At 42.4% G+C, this 18,711-nt stretch carries 20 protein-coding genes and 1 pseudogene; 16 read left to right on the plus strand and 5 right to left on the minus strand.

Annotated elements, in window-relative coordinates; all coding sequences use genetic code 11:
* Nucleotides 1–116: 116 nt before the first annotated feature.
* Nucleotides 117–632 carry a gamma carbonic anhydrase family protein gene (locus NYE22_RS05875; protein ID WP_213419801.1) on the minus strand — a complete coding sequence of 172 codons (516 nt, stop codon included), beginning with the start codon at nt 630–632 and terminating at the stop codon, nt 117–119.
* Nucleotides 633–680: 48 nt separating this feature from the next.
* Here NYE22_RS05875 and ytpA point away from each other — a divergent pair, with 48 nt between their 5' ends.
* Entirely contained in the window at nt 681–1,460 is a 780-nt protein-coding gene (gene ytpA, locus NYE22_RS05880; RefSeq protein ID WP_032726460.1) for a phospholipase YtpA, read from the plus strand.
* 20 nt (nt 1,461–1,480) lie between these two features.
* Nucleotides 1,481–2,584, plus strand: coding sequence for a tetraprenyl-beta-curcumene synthase (gene tbcS, locus NYE22_RS05885; RefSeq protein WP_004399076.1), 1,104 nt, complete (start codon nt 1,481–1,483; stop codon nt 2,582–2,584).
* On the opposite strand, the gene NYE22_RS05890 is transcribed toward tbcS, so the two are convergent.
* Both NYE22_RS05890 and NYE22_RS05895 read right to left on the minus strand, forming a co-directional pair.
* Nucleotides 2,574–3,158: a class I SAM-dependent methyltransferase gene (locus NYE22_RS05890; protein ID WP_064670860.1), complete on the minus strand. Its 585-nt coding sequence runs from the start codon at nt 3,156–3,158 to the stop codon at nt 2,574–2,576. The two genes, tbcS and NYE22_RS05890, sit on opposite strands and share 11 nt — an antisense overlap.
* A complete protein-coding gene (locus NYE22_RS05895) occupies nt 3,155–4,123 on the minus strand; it encodes a TIGR01212 family radical SAM protein (protein ID WP_064670861.1) in 969 nt (322 codons plus the stop codon). Before NYE22_RS05895 ends, NYE22_RS05890 begins: the two co-directional genes overlap by 4 nt.
* Before the next feature lie 161 nt (nt 4,124–4,284).
* On the opposite strand from NYE22_RS05895, the gene NYE22_RS05900 reads away from it, so the two are divergent.
* The 12 genes from NYE22_RS05900 (at nt 4,285) to bceB (ending at nt 14,725) form a co-directional block, all read left to right on the plus strand.
* On the plus strand, nt 4,285–4,557 hold the full coding sequence (locus NYE22_RS05900; protein WP_003229117.1) for a YtzC family protein: 273 nt from the start codon (nt 4,285–4,287) through the stop codon (nt 4,555–4,557).
* Between the two features lie 154 nt (nt 4,558–4,711).
* Nucleotides 4,712–4,849: a hypothetical protein gene (locus tag NYE22_RS05905; RefSeq protein WP_003229119.1), complete on the plus strand. Its 138-nt coding sequence runs from the start codon at nt 4,712–4,714 to the stop codon at nt 4,847–4,849.
* A gap of 33 nt (nt 4,850–4,882) precedes the next feature.
* The gene (ytrA, locus tag NYE22_RS05910) at nt 4,883–5,275 is read left to right on the plus strand and encodes a GntR family transcriptional regulator YtrA (protein WP_003229121.1); all 393 of its coding nucleotides are present in this window, start codon (nt 4,883–4,885) and stop codon (nt 5,273–5,275) included.
* Entirely contained in the window at nt 5,268–6,146 is an 879-nt protein-coding gene (gene ytrB, locus NYE22_RS05915) for an ABC transporter ATP-binding protein YtrB (protein WP_003229123.1), read from the plus strand. The genes ytrA and ytrB overlap by 8 nt, the downstream gene beginning before the upstream one ends.
* Entirely contained in the window at nt 6,140–7,126 is a 987-nt protein-coding gene (gene ytrC / locus NYE22_RS05920; RefSeq protein WP_021480353.1) for an ABC transporter permease YtrC, read from the plus strand. Before ytrB ends, ytrC begins: the two co-directional genes overlap by 7 nt.
* A 29-nt stretch (nt 7,127–7,155) precedes the next feature.
* Nucleotides 7,156–8,133, plus strand: a complete 978-nt coding sequence (locus NYE22_RS05925) for an ABC transporter permease (RefSeq protein WP_342412381.1) — start codon at nt 7,156–7,158, stop codon at nt 8,131–8,133.
* 14 nt (nt 8,134–8,147) lie between these two features.
* Nucleotides 8,148–8,843 carry an ABC transporter ATP-binding protein YtrE gene (ytrE, locus tag NYE22_RS05930; RefSeq protein WP_014477726.1) on the plus strand — a complete coding sequence of 232 codons (696 nt, stop codon included), beginning with the start codon at nt 8,148–8,150 and terminating at the stop codon, nt 8,841–8,843.
* Complete coding sequence (gene ytrF, locus NYE22_RS05935) at nt 8,833–10,143, plus strand: ABC transporter permease YtrF (protein WP_021480351.1); 1,311 nt, start codon at nt 8,833–8,835, stop codon at nt 10,141–10,143. Before ytrE ends, ytrF begins: the two co-directional genes overlap by 11 nt.
* A gap of 96 nt (nt 10,144–10,239) precedes the next feature.
* A complete protein-coding gene (bceR, locus tag NYE22_RS05940) occupies nt 10,240–10,935 on the plus strand; it encodes a two-component response regulator BceR (RefSeq protein ID WP_031315258.1) in 696 nt (231 codons plus the stop codon).
* On the plus strand, nt 10,928–11,932 hold the full coding sequence (gene bceS / locus NYE22_RS05945; RefSeq protein WP_072175869.1) for a two-component sensor histidine kinase BceS: 1,005 nt from the start codon (nt 10,928–10,930) through the stop codon (nt 11,930–11,932). Before bceR ends, bceS begins: the two co-directional genes overlap by 8 nt.
* A 101-nt stretch (nt 11,933–12,033) precedes the next feature.
* Complete coding sequence (gene bceA, locus NYE22_RS05950) at nt 12,034–12,795, plus strand: bacitracin ABC transporter ATP-binding protein BceA (RefSeq protein WP_014477722.1); 762 nt, start codon at nt 12,034–12,036, stop codon at nt 12,793–12,795.
* A complete protein-coding gene (gene bceB, locus NYE22_RS05955; RefSeq protein WP_106611039.1) occupies nt 12,785–14,725 on the plus strand; it encodes a bacitracin ABC transporter permease BceB in 1,941 nt (646 codons plus the stop codon). Before bceA ends, bceB begins: the two co-directional genes overlap by 11 nt.
* A gap of 36 nt (nt 14,726–14,761) precedes the next feature.
* Here the strand turns inward: bceB and NYE22_RS05960 are convergent, their stop codons facing one another.
* Entirely contained in the window at nt 14,762–15,508 is a 747-nt protein-coding gene (locus NYE22_RS05960; RefSeq protein WP_259013371.1) for an LMBR1 domain-containing protein, read from the minus strand.
* Nucleotides 15,509–15,696: 188 nt separating this feature from the next.
* Here NYE22_RS05960 and NYE22_RS05965 point away from each other — a divergent pair.
* Nucleotides 15,697–16,886: pseudogene (locus tag NYE22_RS05965) on the plus strand (MFS transporter).
* A 236-nt stretch (nt 16,887–17,122) separates the two neighbouring features.
* On the opposite strand, the gene NYE22_RS05970 reads toward NYE22_RS05965, so the two are convergent.
* Nucleotides 17,123–17,908, minus strand: a complete 786-nt coding sequence (locus NYE22_RS05970) for a blue-light photoreceptor (RefSeq protein ID WP_014477717.1) — start codon at nt 17,906–17,908, stop codon at nt 17,123–17,125.
* Between the two features lie 404 nt (nt 17,909–18,312).
* On the opposite strand from NYE22_RS05970, the gene NYE22_RS05975 reads away from it, so the two are divergent.
* Nucleotides 18,313–18,648 carry a DUF4257 domain-containing protein gene (locus tag NYE22_RS05975; RefSeq protein WP_003246114.1) on the plus strand — a complete coding sequence of 112 codons (336 nt, stop codon included), beginning with the start codon at nt 18,313–18,315 and terminating at the stop codon, nt 18,646–18,648.
* Nucleotides 18,649–18,711: the final 63 nt, after the last annotated feature.

The following is an 18,711-nucleotide window of genomic DNA, read 5'->3' on the forward strand; positions in this document are numbered from 1 at the left end:
TATATGTGAACGTTTTATGGAAAAATTGAAACCCGAACTGTGATGACGTCCGGGTTAACGATGGTTATTGCTTTCAAATATAATTTGAAAAATGGTAAAGTAAGACGAAGCAGGTCTTATGTTTGTTGAAGAAATTTATAATATTGGCCCTTTTCTACATATTCTGACCGTATTCTTTGCATATCTTTTCGGTCTTCTTCCGTCAAAGGGCGGATGACTTTTGCAGGGCGGCCAAAGGCGAGATGGCCAGGCGGAATGGTTTTTCCAGGCGGGACAAGACTACCGGCACCAATAAAAGCGCCTTCGCCAATTTCGGCTCCGTCTAAAATGATTGAGCCCATGCCGATTAAGGCGTTCTTGCGGATAATAGCGCTATGAAGTGTAACCTGATGGCCTATCGTGGCGTCATCTTCAATGAGCAGCGTCTTGTTCGGGCTTTGATGGAGGCAGCTTAAATCTTGGATATTGACTCTGTTTCCGATTCTGGTCGGCGCAACATCTCCCCTTATGACAACAGAAAACCAAATGCTGGACTGTTCTCCGATCACGACATCACCGGTAATTGTTGCATTATCAGCTATAAAGGCTGTTGGGTGGATATCTGGCTTGTGTTCCTTATAAGGGTAGATCATAAGATTCATCCTTCTTTCTCTATTTAAATTTCGTATGAGGTGAAGATCATGTGGACCTGGAAAGCAGACAGACCTGTTGCCGTGATTGTAATCATTCACGGGGCAAGTGAATATCACGGACGATATAAATGGCTGATTGAAATGTGGCGGTCCTCGGGTTATCACGTTGTCATGGGCGATTTGCCTGGACAGGGAACAACGACAAGAGCGAGAGGGCATATTCGCTCGTTTCAAGAATACATTGATGAAGTAGATGCTTGGATAGATAAAGCGCGAACCTTTGATCTGCCGGTTTTTCTTCTAGGTCACAGCATGGGCGGTCTGGTCGCGATTGAATGGATTAAACAGCAAAGAAATCCCAGGATTACGGGAATTATTTTATCATCACCGTGTCTCGGACTGCAAATTAAAGTGAATAAAGCGCTTGATCTTGCATCAAAAGGCCTGAATGTCATCGCTCCGTCACTTAAGGTTGATTCGGGATTATCAATTGATATGGCGACGCGCAATGAGGACGTCATCGAGGCTGACCAAAATGATTCGTTATACGTCAGGAAAGTTTCTGTCAGATGGTACAGAGAGCTTTTAAAGACAATTGAATCGGCAATGGTGCCGACAGAGGCATTTTTGAAAGTTCCGCTTCTTGTGATGCAAGCCGGTGATGACAAGCTTGTTGACAAAACGATGGTCATCAAGTGGTTTAATGGTGTTGCTTCTCATAATAAAGCATACAGAGAGTGGGAAGGGCTTTACCATGAGATCTTCAATGAACCCGAGAGAGAAGATGTCTTTAAAGCAGCAAGAGCGTTTACTGATCAATATATTTGAACTAGTAGGGGGTGCATGTGTTGACAGTACCGGAACATCCTTTTGGATTGATGGCAAAGGTATATCGAGATATTTTTCCGCTCGTTCATCAAGAGCTGGACATATGGAAGCAAAAATCAGAATCGATTCATAACAGTGAATTGAAAGCACAGGCAACCGCAAGTATTCGGGACAAAACGTTTCACTGTGAAGGCGGCGGCATACTGGCCTTATTGTCAGGCAGCCAAAAACAGAAATGTGTCGAGTTTATCATCGCGTATCAAACGATTAGTGATTATTTGGACAATCTGTGTGACCGCAGCACCTCGCTGGACCCGCAGGATTTTCGGATGCTCCATGCCTCAATGCAGGATGCACTGACAGTTGGGGCGGAACTGCAAAACTATTATCAATTCAGGGAAGAACAGGATGACAGCGGATATTTGCATGAACTGGTTAAAACGTGCCAGCGTGTTCTCGGCTCCATTGAGCACTATGACATGATTAAACCTTATCTGCTTGAACTGTGCGGCTATTATTGCGATTTGCAGGTGCATAAGCACGTTATTGAGCATGAGCGTGTTCCGCGGCTTGAAAAGTGGTTTACTCAATATGAATCAGAGCTCCCTGAGATGGAATGGTATGAATTTTCAGCCTGTGCAGGCTCAACGTTAGGCATTTTCTGTCTGGTTGCGTATTCGTTCCAGCCTGATTTCACAGAAAGCACCGCTAAAAAAATCCGCGACAGTTATTTTCCTTACATACAGGGCCTTCATATCCTGCTTGATTATTTGATTGATCAAGAGGAGGACTTGCTGGAAGGAGACTTGAATTTCTGCTCGTATTATCAGTCTCATGAAGAGATGATGGACCGGCTTGAACACTTTATCCATAAAGCCGACGAGCATTTACAAGGCATTCCGCATGAAAACTTCCATCGTTTAATCAATCGCGGCTTGCTTGGCGTTTATTTGTCAGATGATAAAGTGGCGGGCCAAAAGGAAATGGGCCGGCTCGCAAAGAAGCTGATCAAAGCCAGCGGAAAAACCTCCCTTTTCTTTTATATCAACGGCAGAGCCTACCGGAAATTTCAAAAAATGTCCTGGATGAAAAACTCAAAGAAAAAAGCTCAAATCATTTGCTGATCTGAGCTTTTTTTTCGATGGCGATAATAAATGGCGGGTCATTTTGCTGATTGATAAATCCGTATGATAATACACGGGCTGTTTGCTGGTCCAAGTCCCGGCAAAACTCGAGCACGTCGTTTTTTTCAGCTTTGCCTTCCGGGTGGCCATGATAGACGACGAGAACAATCAGACCTTCGTCTTTCATGATGCTGAGAAGCTGTTCAATTGCTTTGATCGTAGAACTGCCGTTTGTCGTAATTGATTTGTCCCCGCCTGGCAAATAGCCGAGGTTAAATACCGCGGCCGCCACTTTGCCATGTGTTTCAGGCGGGAGGGATTCAGTGATTTTATCATGGCTTTTTTGAAATAACGTTGTTCGCGCTTGATACATGTCACCGAGCCGTTCCTTTGTATTGGCCACGGCTGATTCTTGGATGTCGAATGCGTATACATGGCCGTTTTCACCGACAAGCTCCGCTAAAAACTGTGTATCATGTCCGTTGCCCATTGTCGCATCTACGACAATATCTCCCTCTCCCGCGGCCATTTTCAGCAGTTCTTTGCTGTAAGGAAGAATTTTCTTCAAAATCATAGCGCTGATTCCTCCTCAAGCCGTTGAAAGAACTTTCCTTGATAGCTGCCTCGATTTTCTAGCTCTTTATTAATGGCGCCAAGCACTTCCCATTTGTTGACGCTCCACATTGGCCCGATCATCAACTCAATCGGTCCGTCACCTGTAATGCGGTGGACGATCATTTCAGGCGGAATGATCTCAAGCTGATCGCAGACGAGCTGCACATAATCATCTTGAGAAAGAAATTCCAGCTTCCCCTTTTCATATTGCTTGACCATTGGCGTGCCTTTCAGTAGGTGAAGCAGATGGATTTTAATGCCCTGGACGTCCAAATCTGCGACGGCCTTTGCCGTATCCATCATCATGTCCCGGTCTTCCAAAGGCAGCCCGTTGATAATATGCGAGCAGACACGTATGCCGTGTTTTCTTAATTTATTGACGCCTTCCACATAGCAGTTAAAATCATGTGCGCGGTTGATCAGAAGTGCAGTCCGTTCATGAACTGTTTGAAGCCCAAGCTCCACCCACAAATAGGTGCGTTCATTCAGCTCTGCCAGGTAATCAACGACATCATCAGGCAGACAGTCAGGGCGAGTGGCGATCGAAATGCCAACCACATCATCAAGCGCTAGCACTGATTCGAATTTTTCGCGAAGCACCTCAACCGGCGCATGCGTGTTGGTGAAAGCCTGAAAATAAGCGATGTATTTGCCGTCCTTCCATTTTTCGTGCATGCGGTTTTTGATGTCGTGGAATTGCGTAATTAAATCATCGGCCCGGTTTCCGGCAAAATCGCCGGAGCCTGCTGCGCTGCAAAACGTACAGCCTCCGTGGGCTACGGTGCCATCCCGATTTGGACAGTCAAAACCGCCGTCAAGCGCTACTTTAAACACCTTATGGCCGAAATGTTCTCTGAGATGATAATTCAATGTATGATAGCGTTTTTCCGTATTTGAATAAGGAAAAGGATTGTTCTGCATCACAATTCATGTGCCTCCTTGCGTACGATTGCATCCTAAAATTGTAGCACGCATTTCACAAGAGAACAAATGAATATCGACCATAAATTACTTTATTGAATAAAGTCAGATGAGGCTACAATATGAATGATGGATGAATTCCATTACCAAGAGGAGGGGTTACTGTGGCAACAAGACAATCAGTAGATGAACATCTCCAGCAATGTATGCAGGCCTATGATTATGCTGAAGAACAGCTGAAAATCGCTTCTAAACAAGAGCATTATAACGATCAAGAATATAGTGATGCACAAATGCAGCTAGAAGATGCGGTAAATGCCTTGAATAAACTATGGCTGTCGTCAAATGATCAGCAGAGAGAACAGCTGTACAGAATGAGACTTCAGCTTCAATCTTTGCAAAATAATATGATCCTGCAGCACCCTCTTGATGTGTAGGAAAACGGACCCTTTTAAAAGGGTCCGTTTTTTTGTAAAAAAAGGATTGACTTTGTGAGTCAAAGTATTTATTGTATTAAGTGTACTAATTGAAGTAATACACTATAGACACTAATATAAAATCATTTATATATTGACATTAAGGGAGGCAGTTATGAAACATAAAAAACGAAACAAACGTAACGTGCCAATGCTGATTGCGGCATCTGTGATCGCTTGTTCTTTTTTTCTTGTTCTTGTGATGATCGGTTTTGAATGGCAAAAAAGTATAATTGATCATTTTTATCTATAAAAGGTTCAGATCGTATAGAAAGTAGGGAAGTAAATGATTCAAATCGATCCAAGAAGCTCAACACCCATTTACGAACAAATTATTCAGCAAATGAAAGAGCTTTGTTTGAAAGGGATCATGAAGCCTGGTGATAAGCTTCCTTCTGTCAGAGAATTGGCAACGATCATTATTGCGAATCCGAACACTGTCAGCAAAGCGTATAAAGAACTTGAGCGAGAGGGGATTATTGAAACGCTGCGGGGCAGAGGGACCTATATATCGGAGAATGCAAAAACGACACTGGTTGAAGGGAAGATGACGATGATTAAAGAGCAACTCAAACAGCTCATCATCGATGCACACTATGCAGGGGTTGAGCTGGAAAAACTGCACGAATGGATAAAGGAAATCAGCGCTGATGTGAAGGGAGGCAAAAAAAATGATTGAACTGCGGCAGCTGTCAAAAGCGATTGACGGCAATCAAGTATTAAAAGATGTTTCATTAACAATCGAAAAAGGAGAAATCTTTGGATTGCTTGGACGCAATGGATCGGGCAAAACGACGATGCTTCGCTTAATCCAGCAAATCATTTTCGCTGACAGCGGAACGATTTTATTTGACGGCGTAGAAATCAAAAAGCACCCGAAGGTTAAACAAAATATCATCTACATGCCTGTTCAAAATCCGTTTTACGATAAGTATACATACAAGCAGTTAGTCGATATTTTGAGAAGAATATATCCGAAATTTGATGTCACGTACGCGAATGAGCTGATGAACAGATACGAAATTCCGGAAACGAAAAAATATCGCGAACTGTCGACAGGCTTGAAAAAACAGCTGTCGCTCGTTCTGTCGTTTGCGGCGAGACCGGCGCTGATTCTCTTGGATGAGCCGACGGACGGTATTGATGCGGTAACTAGACATGATGTGCTGCAGCTGATGGTCGATGAAGTGGCTGAGCGTGATACGAGCATCCTGATTACGTCCCATCGCCTTGAGGACATTGAACGGATGTGCAACCGAATTGGTTTTCTCGAAGATAACAGACTGACCAACGTCATGGATCTTGATGAGTTAAAAGAAGAATACATTAAAATTCAAATGGCCTTCGATACAGATGTCAATTTGGCCATCAGAGAGCAAAACATTCCGATGCTCGATCAGGCCGGCGTGTTTTACACAGTGCTGATTCCGAAAAGCGATGAGGAGAAAAAGAGCTTTTTGAGAGAGCTGAAGCCAAAAGTATGGAATGAGCTTCCTGTCAACCTGGAAGAAGTGTTCATTGCGAAGTTTGGAGGGAAGCGGAGATGGTAGACCGAGGTCTCATCTATCGAGAGTGGAAGCAGAATCAAGTGGTGATTTTGTTAAGTATCGCGTTTTTAGTATTGGCAAATCCGCTTTCTATCATAAATACGTATTTGTCTTATCAAGGGTGTCTGGCTCATCAAGACCCGCAATATTGTGAATTTATTGTGAATTATCATAGGAGCAATCTAATAGATATCAACTGGGTGCCGGGGGTCATTTTGGCGGTCTGCTTCCTCGGAATGGAACGTTCGAAAGGCACGATGGATTTTATATTAAGCCTCCCATATAACAGAAGCCAAATTTTTCAGACGAAATTTTGGTTAGGCGGTTTTGTGATTGTGGTGTCGCAATTAATTGGCTTTTTATTTGCGTGGCTGCTGATTCTTGTCTATAAACCTGAACACGTCTACTTTTTTGAGCACAGCAGCGTTGGAGTAATTGTGATTAGTTTTATGGCTTATTGTTTGTTGATGGCTGCTGGTGCATTAACGGGGAGTGTTTTTGCCCAGTTATTAACGGCATTTGCTGCTGCGGCATTGCCATATTTAATTGTCGCATTACCGCTTGGAAACTTTGAAGTTGTTTTTGGCGTGAGTATATGGGAAATGTTCCCTTCCCCTGAGGCGTATTTCTCTCTGACAAGCAATTTATTATATCTTGTGCCCATTGGTTATGTTGATAGTGACTGGCTTATCCATAGTAAATATATTTTAATGATTCCAGCTGCCATGAGCATTCTGTTTTACTTGGTTGGTTTGATAAGCTTCAAAAAGCTTCCAAGTGAACGAAACGGACACTTTTTCTTATGGAGCAGATTAGACCGTCCGGTGCAAATTCTGGTTATGGCTTTTGGTATTCTTGGATTTGGTTTGTTTGGATACTATACCGGACATTCCATTATTGGTTATATTTTGGGTATGATCATTGGGGCAGTTGTTGGATTCTTTGTGAGCTACTTCGCTATTAATAAGAAAATGAAACATTAAGGAATACTTTCGGTTTGGAGGGAAGTGGTGTGCCAGATTCCGGGCTATTTTATAAAGAGTGGAAGCAAAATAAAGCTCTGCTAACCACGGTTTTTTTCGTACTTATGCTTAGCAATCCTTTTACCGTTTTAAATTCGTACATCTCATATCAAGGCTGCGTTGATCATCAGAACGAGTGGGTCGGAAACTGCGTATTTTCGATTAACTATTTAAACGGTACATTTATCTCAGTGTTCTGGATTTGGGGTGTCGTTTTAGCGGTCAGCCAGCTTGGAATTGAACGAAGCAAGGGCTTGTTTGATTTTACATTTAGTCTTCCTTATACACGCGGACAGATATATAATACGAAGTTCTTTACCGGCGGAATGGTGATTGTGGTGCCGCAACTCATAGGTTATGTTTTGTCTATTTTCCTGATTTTGCTTTTAAAGCCAGAAAAAGTGATTCATTTTCATCATCTTAGTATAGGTATGATGCTTATCAGCTTAATGGCGTATTCGCTAGTCATGGCCGCAGGTGCTTTAACAGGAAATATTTTTTCGCAGCTGCTGGTTTCATTTACTGTCACTATCTTGCCTTTTCTATTGATTGCTTTACCGGCCGAAAATTTAGAGATTATATTTGGACATAATGTCGCGTTTTTAAATACTGATATACCTGATTGGCTTCAGTATATTATCCCAATTATGTTTGTTAATCCCGAATGGGTGATGGATTCAGCACAATATCTTTTCTTTCCGGCAGCCTGGAGCGGTATATTTTATATCATCGGTTACATCAGCTTCATCAAACTGTCAAATGAACGAAACGGATATTTCTTTTTGTGGAAAACATTGGATCGTCCGGTGCAATTGGTCGTCATCATCATTGGTATTTTAGGCTTTGGCTATTTTGGTTTTACGGTCAGCGAAAGCTTTGCAGGCTATCTCATTGGCATGGCTGCCGGCGCGGTAATCGGTTTCTTGATTAGTTATTTTGCGATTTATAAAAAAACAAAACTTTTGTAAGGGAGAGAGAACATATGATAGATGTTCAGCATATCGACCATTCTTTCACGATCGGAAAAAAGGGCCGTGAGAATGAAGTTCCAGTATTGAAGGATGTTTCATTACGTGTGGCGAAAGGTGAGATCGCCTGTATTGTCGGGCGAAGCGGCTCAGGGAAATCAACGCTTTTGAATTTGATTTCCGGCTACATATCGCCGACAAAAGGGCGGATTGTCATTAATGGCACTGATGTTACGGGGTTTAATGAAAAGGAATGGGCGCAATTTCGGCTTGATCATTTCGGGTTTATTTTCCAAAGCTTTCAGCTCATCCCGGGCTTAACGACGTATGAAAATGTAGAAATGCCGCTGGCGTTAAAAGGAATCAAGCCATCTGAGCGGAAGCAAAAGGTGCAGGACATGCTGAAACGTGTCGGTCTGGAAAACCACGCCGCTCATTATCCGAATGAACTGTCAGGCGGCCAGCAGCAGCGTGTCAGTATTGCTCGAGCGTTGATTTTAAATCCTTCGATTATCTTAGCGGATGAGCCGACGGGAAGCCTTGATTCAGAAACGGAACATGAAGTGCTGGAATTGATCCAGCAGCTGAATCGTGAGCGTGGCATTACATTTGTGATCATTACTCACGATGATGAAGTCGCTTCTATCGGACATTCAAAATTTCAGCTTCATGATGGTGTGCTAAAAGGAGGAATTACCGTTGAGGTTTAAGGATCAGGTTCATTTTATCAGAAGAAATATGAAGAAAAACAGACTTCGCGTCTTTATGACGATTCTTGCAACAACGATGGCGTGTGCGTTTTTGGTTGTGCTGTCGTCCGTTGGATTTGGGATTCAAAAGACAATTACAGATATGACAATGAGCCAGCAGATTGTAACGAAAGTCAGTGTAATGGGCAAGGAAGGAGACAAGCCGATTAAAAAAGCTGATTTAGAGAAGTATGATCACGTAAGGTCAGTTGTAGAAAGAACGCAAGTGTATGAACCAAACAAAGCTACTTTAGGCAATCGTACAAATGAAAGCTCAAATCTCATTTTTACTAATATGAATGATGAATTAAAGGCCAATATGGAATTGGAAAAGGGAAGAGTCGCAAAGTCAGAAAATGAAATCGTAGTAGGATACGACTTCGCAAAGAGATTATTGACGAAAAAAGAATCGGAAGAATATAACAAAAAAATCGAAGAAGCAAAAGGAAATCCAGAAGATATAAAAGAACCAAAGGGCTATACGAAAGATATTCTGAACAAAACAATAGAACTAAGTGTATCGAAGACAGATCCTAAAACAGGGGATGTTACAAAAACAAAAGCATATGACTTTAAAATTGTCGGTATTACAAAAAAACCATCTCAAGACTGGATGGAGGACTCAAACATTTTTATCAGTGATCAATTCAAAAAAGATTTTTCGGAATTCTTAGATTTCAAAGGCGGAAATGTTGAAACGAACATTGGTGTTTTTGCTGATAAGTTTGAGAATGTGGAACAGCTGACAAATGATCTAACAGATGACGGGTACTATGTCACATCAGTGACTACCGAACTTGAGGGAGCCAATACCTTCTTCATGGTCTTCAAAATAGGACTGATCTTTGTCGGATGTATCGCAGTTATCATTTCAGCGATCGGCATTTTTAACACGATGACGATGGCGGTGACAGAGAGAACGCAAGAGATCGGCATTATGAAAGCGATTGGGGCGAGCCCGTCAATCATTCGCCGAATGTTCTTGATGGAAAGCGCGTATATCGGAATTTTAGGCTGTGTGATTGGGATTATCATTTCTTACGGCGTGAGCTACCTTGTCAACCTGGCCGTTCCGATGATTCTTGCGGCCACAAGCGGTAGCGATGCGGGCGACTTGAATTACACATTCTCCTACATCCCGGCGAGTCTTGTGATCATTGCCGTTGTGATTTGCGGAGGGGTCGCAGTCATTTCCGGAATGAACCCGGCGAGAAAAGCAACAAAAACCAACGTGCTGACAGCGTTGAGAAGAGAACTATAATGCGAACGAGCCGGCTAAGACAGCCGGCTTTTTCTATAGCGCATGCTGGCGTTTTGCTATACACTTGATAAAAAAGGAAAAAGTGCGGTGAGTCGATTGTTTAAACTTTTGCTGATTGAAGATGATGAATCGCTGTTTCATGAAATCAAGGATCGTTTAACGGGATGGTCCTATGATGTATACGGCATTCAGGATTTCAGTCAGGTGCTGCAGGAATTTTCGGCGGTTAATCCTGATTGTGTCATTATTGATGTACAGCTGCCTAAATTTGACGGCTTTCATTGGTGCCGGCTGATCCGCTCCCGGTCAAATGTTCCGATTCTCTTTTTATCCTCCCGGGATCATCCTGCTGATATGGTGATGTCCATGCAGCTCGGGGCAGATGACTTTATTCAAAAGCCATTTCATTTTGATGTGCTGATCGCGAAAATCCAAGCGATGTTCCGGCGTGTGCACCATTATAATACGGAGCCGAGTACGATTAAAACGTGGTGCGGCGCTGCTGTAGACGCGGAGCAGAACCTCGTCAGCAATGACAAAGGATCTGTTGAACTGACCAAAAATGAAATGTTCATTCTAAAACAATTAATAGAGCAAAAAAACAAGATCGTCAGCCGTGAAGAGCTGATCAGAAGCTTGTGGAACGATGAGCGTTTTGTTAGTGATAATACGCTGACCGTCAATGTCAATCGCCTGCGAAAAAAACTGGACGTCCTGCAGCTTGGCGCATATATCGAGACAAAGGTGGGCCAGGGCTACATCGCGAAGGAAGAGGACAAGTTCTATGATTAAAGCATTCCTTATCGAAAGGCGGAGCTGGATTGCCGCGTTTTTGTTTCAGCAGGCTTTGATGCTGTTCATTGCTTTTGTCGATCCTTCCATATCATTTGGGAATGTACTTTATATGGTGTATTTGTGCATCTTGTTTTTTATCATATTCCTTTGGTTCCGCTATCGGAAAGAAACAGCGTTTTATAAAAGCTTGAAAACATGGGAGAACAATCTCGATGTGACAGCTATAAATGAACCGGAAACGCCATTTGAAGCAATCGTTGACAGAAGTATTACCGGGCAAACGAAACACTTGAAGCAGACTGCAACACAGCATCGCTTAGCATTGGAAAATGAAAAAGATGAACTGATGGCATGGATTCATGAGGTCAAAACCCCATTAACAGCAATGCATTTAATCATTGACAGAATGGAAGAAAAAGCTTTGAAATCCCAGCTGTCATATGAATGGCTGCGTATTCACCTGCTTCTTGATCAGCAGCTTCATCAAAAACGCATTTCATTTATTGAAAACGATCTGTCTGTAGAATTTATTCAGCTTCAGCCTTTGATTTTCAAGGAAATCAAAGATTTACAATCGTGGTGTATCCAAAAAGGGGTCGGTTTTGACATACAGCTTGAGGCTGAAGAAGTGCTGAGTGATGCAAAATGGCTGGCGTTTATCATCAGGCAGCTGCTGACAAATGCGGTGAAATACAGCGAAGCCTCTGAAATTGAGATCAAAAGCTTTCAAAAAGGGGAACAGACGAAGCTCCAAGTGAAAGACTGTGGCAGGGGCATTGATCCAAAAGATGTACCGCGTATTTTTGATAAAGGGTTCACATCCACAACAGATCACCATAATCAAGCGTCCACTGGCATGGGGCTGTACTTGGTGAAAAAAGCAGCGGCGCCGTTATTGATTCATGTTGATGTTGAGTCGGAGTTCGGTGCGGGGACAGTTTTTACATTAACCTTTCCGAAACGGAATCAATTTGAACGGGTCATAAGCGTGTGACGAAAATGTCACATGCTTTTCTTTTTTGTTCGCCGTATCGAAGGAAAAGCCCGGCATTCCTTTTTATAATGAGATTATCCAATATAAAGGAGACTGCGTAAATGATGATTTTAGAAGCGAATAAAATTCGAAAAAGTTATGGAAACAAGCTGAATAAACAGGAAGTGCTGAAGGGCATTGATCTTCACATTGAAAAGGGCGAATTCGTCAGTATTATGGGTGCTTCCGGGTCAGGAAAAACCACTTTGCTTAATGTACTGTCCTCAATCGATCAGGTCAGTCACGGAACCATTCATATTAATGGAAATGACATGACGGCTATGAAGGAAAAGCAGCTGGCTGAATTCAGAAAACAGCATTTAGGCTTTATCTTTCAGGATTACAATTTGTTAGACACATTGACAGTGAAAGAAAATATCCTTCTGCCATTATCAATCACGAAACTGTCAAAAAAGGAAGCCAATCGCAAGTTTGAGGAAGTTGCAAAGGAACTGGGAATATATGAATTGCGGGATAAGTACCCGAATGAAATTTCCGGCGGCCAGAAGCAGAGAACATCCGCCGGAAGAGCGTTTATTCATGACCCGAGCATTATTTTCGCTGATGAACCGACCGGCGCGCTTGATTCGAAATCGGCCTCTGATCTATTAAATAAGCTGAGCCAGCTCAATCAAAAACGAAACGCCACGATTATTATGGTTACCCATGATCCCGTCGCTGCCAGCTACTGCGGCAGAGTCATTTTTATTAAGGACGGGCAAATGTATACACAGCTGAATAAAGGGGGCCAGGACAGGCAGACGTTTTTCCAGGATATTATGAAAACGCAAGGCGTGTTAGGCGGGGTGCAGCATGAACATTAATCAGCTCATCCTGCGAAATTTGAAAAAGAATCTTCGTAATTACTATCTGTATGTGTTTGCGCTCATCTTTAGCGTGGCGCTTTATTTCGCCTTTGTCACGCTGCAGTATGACCCAGCAATTAACGAAGTGAAGGCTTCGATCAAGGGAGCCGCGGCTATTAAAACCGCTTCGATTTTGCTTGTGGCTGTTGTGGCGATCTTCATTTTATATGCCAATACGATTTTTATTAAGAGACGGAGTAAAGAAATCGGGCTGTTTCAATTGATTGGAATGACGAAGCATAAAATTTTTCGCATCTTAAGTGCAGAAAATGTCATGCTGTATTTCGGTTCATTAGCGATCGGGGTAGCGGCCGGGTTTTCGATATCGAAGCTTGTCTTGATGATTCTGTTCAAAATTGTCGATGTCAAAGCGGATGCGAAACTGCATTTTTCTGAGCAGGCCTTGGTCCAAACGGTCATTGTGTTCTGCGGCATTTACCTTTTGATCATGATCATGAATTATACGTTTATCAAAAAACAGAGTATTTTATCTTTGTTTAAAGTAACGTCCTCCACTGAAGACAAAGTAAAGAAAATATCATTTTTCCAAATGATAATCGGCGCTTTAGGCATCGTGTTGATTTTGACAGGATACTATGTGTCTTCTGAGCTGTTTGGCGGAAAATTTAAGACCATTAATGAACTGTTTGTTGCGATGAGCTTCATTCTGGGGAGCGTCATTATCGGGACGTTTTTGTTTTATAAAGGATCAGTTACGTTTATCTCGAATATCATTCGAAAAAGCAAGGGCGGCTATTTAAATATTTCTGAGGTCCTGTCACTGTCATCGATCATGTTCAGAATGAAATCGAATGCGCTGCTGCTGACGATTATTACAACCGTTTCAGCACTTGCGATCGGGCTGTTATCTCTTGCATATATCTCGTATTACTCGTCAGAAAAGACCGCTGAACAAAATGTAGCGGCTGATTTTTCATTCATGAATGAGAAAGATGCCAAGTTATTTGAAAACAGATTGAGGGAAAGCAACATCTCGTTTGTAAAAAAGGCAACACCTGTCCTGCAAGCAAATGTTGACATTGCAAATATCATGGATGGAACTCCGAAAGAGATGCAGGGCGATCCCAGCAATATGCAGCTTGCTGTTGTTAGCGACAAAGATGTAAAAGGAGTCGATGTGGCGGCTGGAGAAGCCGTTTTCTCAGGATACACCGACTTGCTGCAAAAAATAATGGTTTTCAAGGACTCTGGTGTTATTAAAATAAAAAGCAAACATGAGACGCAGCCATTAAAATATAAAGGATTAAGAGAAGAGTTTCTTGTATCCTACACGTTTACAAGCGGGGGCATGCCCGCTGTCATTGTGGATGACAGCCTGTTTCAACAGCTGAACAAGGATAAGGACCCCCGCATTCAGCTGGCGCAATCTACCTTTATCGGCGTCAATGTGAAACATGACGATCAAATGGAAAAAGCAAATGAGCTTTTTCAACAGGTGAACAAGAAAAACGAGCATTTATCAAGACTGGATACAAGCGCTGCGCAAAAATCACTGTTTGGTATGGTGATGTTCATCGTCGGCTTCTTAGGGTTAACGTTCCTGATTACATCAGGTTGTATCCTTTACTTTAAACAAATGGGTGAAAGTGAAGATGAAAAACCGAGCTATACGATTTTAAGAAAACTCGGTTTTACGCAGGGCGACCTGATAAAGGGAATACGCATCAAACAAATGTACAACTTCGGCATTCCGCTCGTTGTCGGCCTCTTCCACAGTTACTTTGCCGTCCAATCCGGTTGGTTCTTATTTGGATCAGAGGTGTGGACGCCTATGATTATGGTGATGGTATTATATACTGCGCTCTATTCCATTTTTGGTTTTCTGTCAGTTCTTTATTATAAGAAGGTCATTAAATCGTCGTTGTGAAACAGAAAAAGCTCCAGACATTCTGGAGCTTTTTGTTTATCGTTTTGGCGCCCTATAACCGGCGGCTTCAGCTTCTTCAACTGAGCAAAACATTTCAGCCGGATCGGTTGTCTGGTCATAGTATGTACTGCCTGGCGTGTGGTAGATGCCGTTTTTGCTTCCTTTGATATTACAGCCTTCTGCTTTGTCAGCTGTTTTGGTTTCATCACTTTTACTCGTATTGTTTGAAGAACTTCCAGTGTCTTCATGAGAACTGGCGGTTTGGCTTTCCGTCTCTTTTAATTGATTTTCAAGCTTTGTTTTATCTTGTCGGAGTGTTTCATTTTCAGCCTTTGCCGTTTTTGCATCTTCTTTGAGCTGTTTTTGATTTTCTTGAAGCTCTTTAATCTCAGCTTTTAATGATTTCTGAGTCTTTTTTAGATCGCTATTTTCGTTTTTAAGCTTCTCAAGCTTGTCTTGATCTTCTTTGTTGTCTTTTAATTTCTTTGCTTCAGAGCTGACAGATTTATATTCTTTCTCAAGTTCTTCGTGTTCTTTTGTGAGGTTTTTATATTCGGCGTTTAGCGCTGAATATTTTTTCTCGGCATTTGCTGCGGCAGTGTCAGGTTCTGCCAATGCTGCTCCGGTAAAGAGCAGCACAAGGCCTCCAATGAAAAGCGGCCAAAAAAGTCTCTTTGAGAAACGTTTTTCCTTTTTCAGTACATATCTGACAAGGTGATATAATCCATAGCCCAGTGCAATGAGACATGCCAGAAAACCTAAGAATGCTAATACCATTTCCATAATATGACCCCTTTTTCTATTTATTTTACATTTTTCAAACAATATTTGTTAGATTTTTTCACGTTCATCAGTTGAAAAATGTGAGAGAGACAGATAGAATGAATGTGCTATGATAACTGGATTCGTACGGAGCCGTCTTAGGTTTCGTTTTTTTCATGAGCTTTTTTAAGTAAGAAAGGGGGATGAGTATGCCGCGTGCTCTTAAAATTTTAGTCATTGGAATGTTTATCAATGTGACGGGTGCTTCTTTTTTATGGCCGTTAAATACGATTTATATCCATAATCATTTAGGAAAGTCGTTAACGGTAGCAGGACTTGTCCTGATGCTGAACTCCGGCGCCAGTGTGGCTGGTAATTTATGCGGAGGTTTTTTGTTTGATAAAATCGGCGGTTTTAAATCGATTATGCTTGGGATAGCCATTACGTTAGCAAGCCTGATGGGTCTTGTCTTTTTTCATGATTGGCCAGCCTATATTGTGCTGCTGACGATTGTGGGCTTTGGCTCCGGTGTAGTTTTTCCGGCCAGCTACGCAATGGCGGGATCGGTATGGCCTGAAGGGGGAAGGAAGGCATTTAATGCGATATATGTCGCGCAAAACGCGGGTGTGGCCGTCGGTTCAGCACTTGGCGGTGTCGTGGCATCTTTCTCGTTTTCATATGTATTTTTGGCAAATGCCGTATTGTATCTGATCTTTTTCTTTGTTGTATATTTCGGATTTCGAAATATTCAGACGGGCGATGCATCCCAAACATCCGTGCTTGATTATGATGCTGTGAACAGCAAAGCAAAATTTGCCGCATTGATCATTTTAAGCGGAGGCTATGTACTCGGATGGCTGGCTTATTCTCAATGGTCCACCACAATTGCTTCGTACACACAAAGCATTGGAATATCTCTTTCCTTATACAGCGTGCTCTGGACGGTTAACGGAATTCTCATTGTGCTCGGCCAGCCGCTCGTCAGTTTTGTGGTGAAAAAATGGGCCGAGTCGCTAAAAGCGCAAATGGTCATCGGCTTTATCATTTTTATTGTGTCTTTCAGCATGCTGCTGACTGCAAAGCAATTTCCGATGTTTCTCGCTGCGATGGTGATCCTGACGATCGGAGAAATGCTTGTTTGGCCTGCTGTGCCGACAATTGCCAATCAGCTTGCCCCTAAAGGGAAAGAAGGCTTTTATCAAGGCTTTGTCAACAGTGCGGCGACAGGCGGCAGAATGATTGGTCCCCTGTTCGGAGGCTTGTCGATCATTACGGCATTAAGGCCCTTGTTTTATCTCTGTTGGTATTGCTGCTGATCAGTATTGCCACAACGCTTCTATATGACAAACGGATAAAATCAGCTAAAGAAACAAATAAGCAGGCATCAATTTCTTCATAATAAAAGATCCCGCCGAATGAGCGGGATCTTTCAGCGTGTCGACAAACCCTCGCATTCGTTGTCAGGCCTGCGCTTCGGTGCTCACGAATTAGAACATTCGCTCCGCTCCTATGCTCGTCCTTCCTAGACTTCAAGGGTTTTCAATCACGCTGAAAAGATGACAAAATCCTAAAATGAAAACCATTTTAGGATTTTGTCAACAATCTGAAAGATCCCGCCGGATGAGCGGGATCTTTTTACATAATCGGAAGCACTTTAACGGCATCCTTTACATTTGAAAATGTTTTCAGCGACGAAAAATTGGCATCCAATTTATTCATTTTCATGGCCAATTCAGGCTTAATGCCAGTAATGATTAACTCAGTTCCAGTCAATTTCAGCAAATGGCTCAGCTTGAAAATTTGGTCGGCCGTTTGTTCGTTCACTTGGGCCAATCCGGATAAATCAATGATCAAATAATCATCTTTGGATGTTGATAAGATATTCGTCAATGTGCAAACAATGGAATTAAATCGCTCCTCTGTCAGGTTTCCGACTAGCGGAAGAGCTGAAATGCCATTGCGAATCGGGACAATAGGAGTTGAAAGTGCAGTAATTTCCGTGAGGGAATCCTCGAGAAGCTTTTCATACTCTTTTTGCTTGGTGATGTCTTTCTGAATTCCGACAAAATACGTTTTATCCTCTATTTCCATTGGATCAATATTTAATTCATTCCAGAACATCGTTCCGTCTTTTTTGTAGTTTTGAATCTGAACGGTGACCGGTTCTTTATTTTGTAAAGCGGTTCTGATGTTGTCCACTTCTGCAGGATCTGTGTGTTTTCCCTGTAAGAAGCGGCAGTTCTTTCCTAAAATTTCCTCGGTTTCGTAGCCGGTCATTTGAACAAAGCCTTGATTTACGTAGACAATAGGATTATCTTCAAGTGCGGGATCCGTAATTACCACACCGACTCGCACGTGATCAAGCGCTTTTTTGATGACTTCCAGCTGTCCTGGTATCCCAAATGATTGAAAACTAGCCATATAAATCCCCCTTAGGCCGTCAGCTTGCTATGCGAAAGCCTGATATTCCCCTTTTTTAAAATGAATTCTACAGTAACCGTAGCACAACACATGTTCTGATTCAAGCAAGTGCAGTTTGTTGTTTGTCATTAGGGCTTGTCCTCGTATACACTAAAAATAAGAACAGAATATGAACATATGAACGGAAAGGTTTTCTACATGCTAAATAGGTGACTAGGTAAATGTCACTGGGTGAAAAATGAATCCAATGCATCAAGCTTACCGATCATGTGTTCACATATAATGGAAGAAACAAGCTTTTTACAGATTTGCCGGTATGTAGATATCGAAAATCATCGGAATCGTTTAAGGGGGCTGGATGGCCTGAAGTCGCTTTACGAAATAAGGGCTTTAGGAAGGTGATGATGAAGATGCTGCATCAGGTACTTATTGCTTGTGTAATTGGAGGAATCATGGGGATTCTCGGTCATGTGAAAAAGAGAGGCAGGCTGGAGAAGCCCAGAATGACGAAGCGGTTTATCTACCTTGGATTTTTGGAAGATTGGTTTATCGGAATGACAGCTTCCATTTTACTTGTATTATCCGCTGACCCCGATTCAGGAATTCAACTTGTCATCTTATCCATTATCTCAGGCTACGGCGGTGAAGCTGTTCTCAGAAGTTTTGACTTTGTGAGAGAACTGAACAGCGGCGGCGAACCGGCCGAGTCCAAACGTCAAACCAAAACTCCACCCGAATAATTGTCCTCAATCTTCGCCCGTTCAGGGTACATTCCCATTGTATACAAACCTGCTTGCACTTAT

Origin of the sequence: Bacillus sp. FSL K6-1560 (genome assembly GCF_038592935.1) — a bacterium.
In the GTDB taxonomy this organism is placed as follows: domain Bacteria; phylum Bacillota; class Bacilli; order Bacillales; family Bacillaceae; genus Bacillus; species Bacillus subtilis.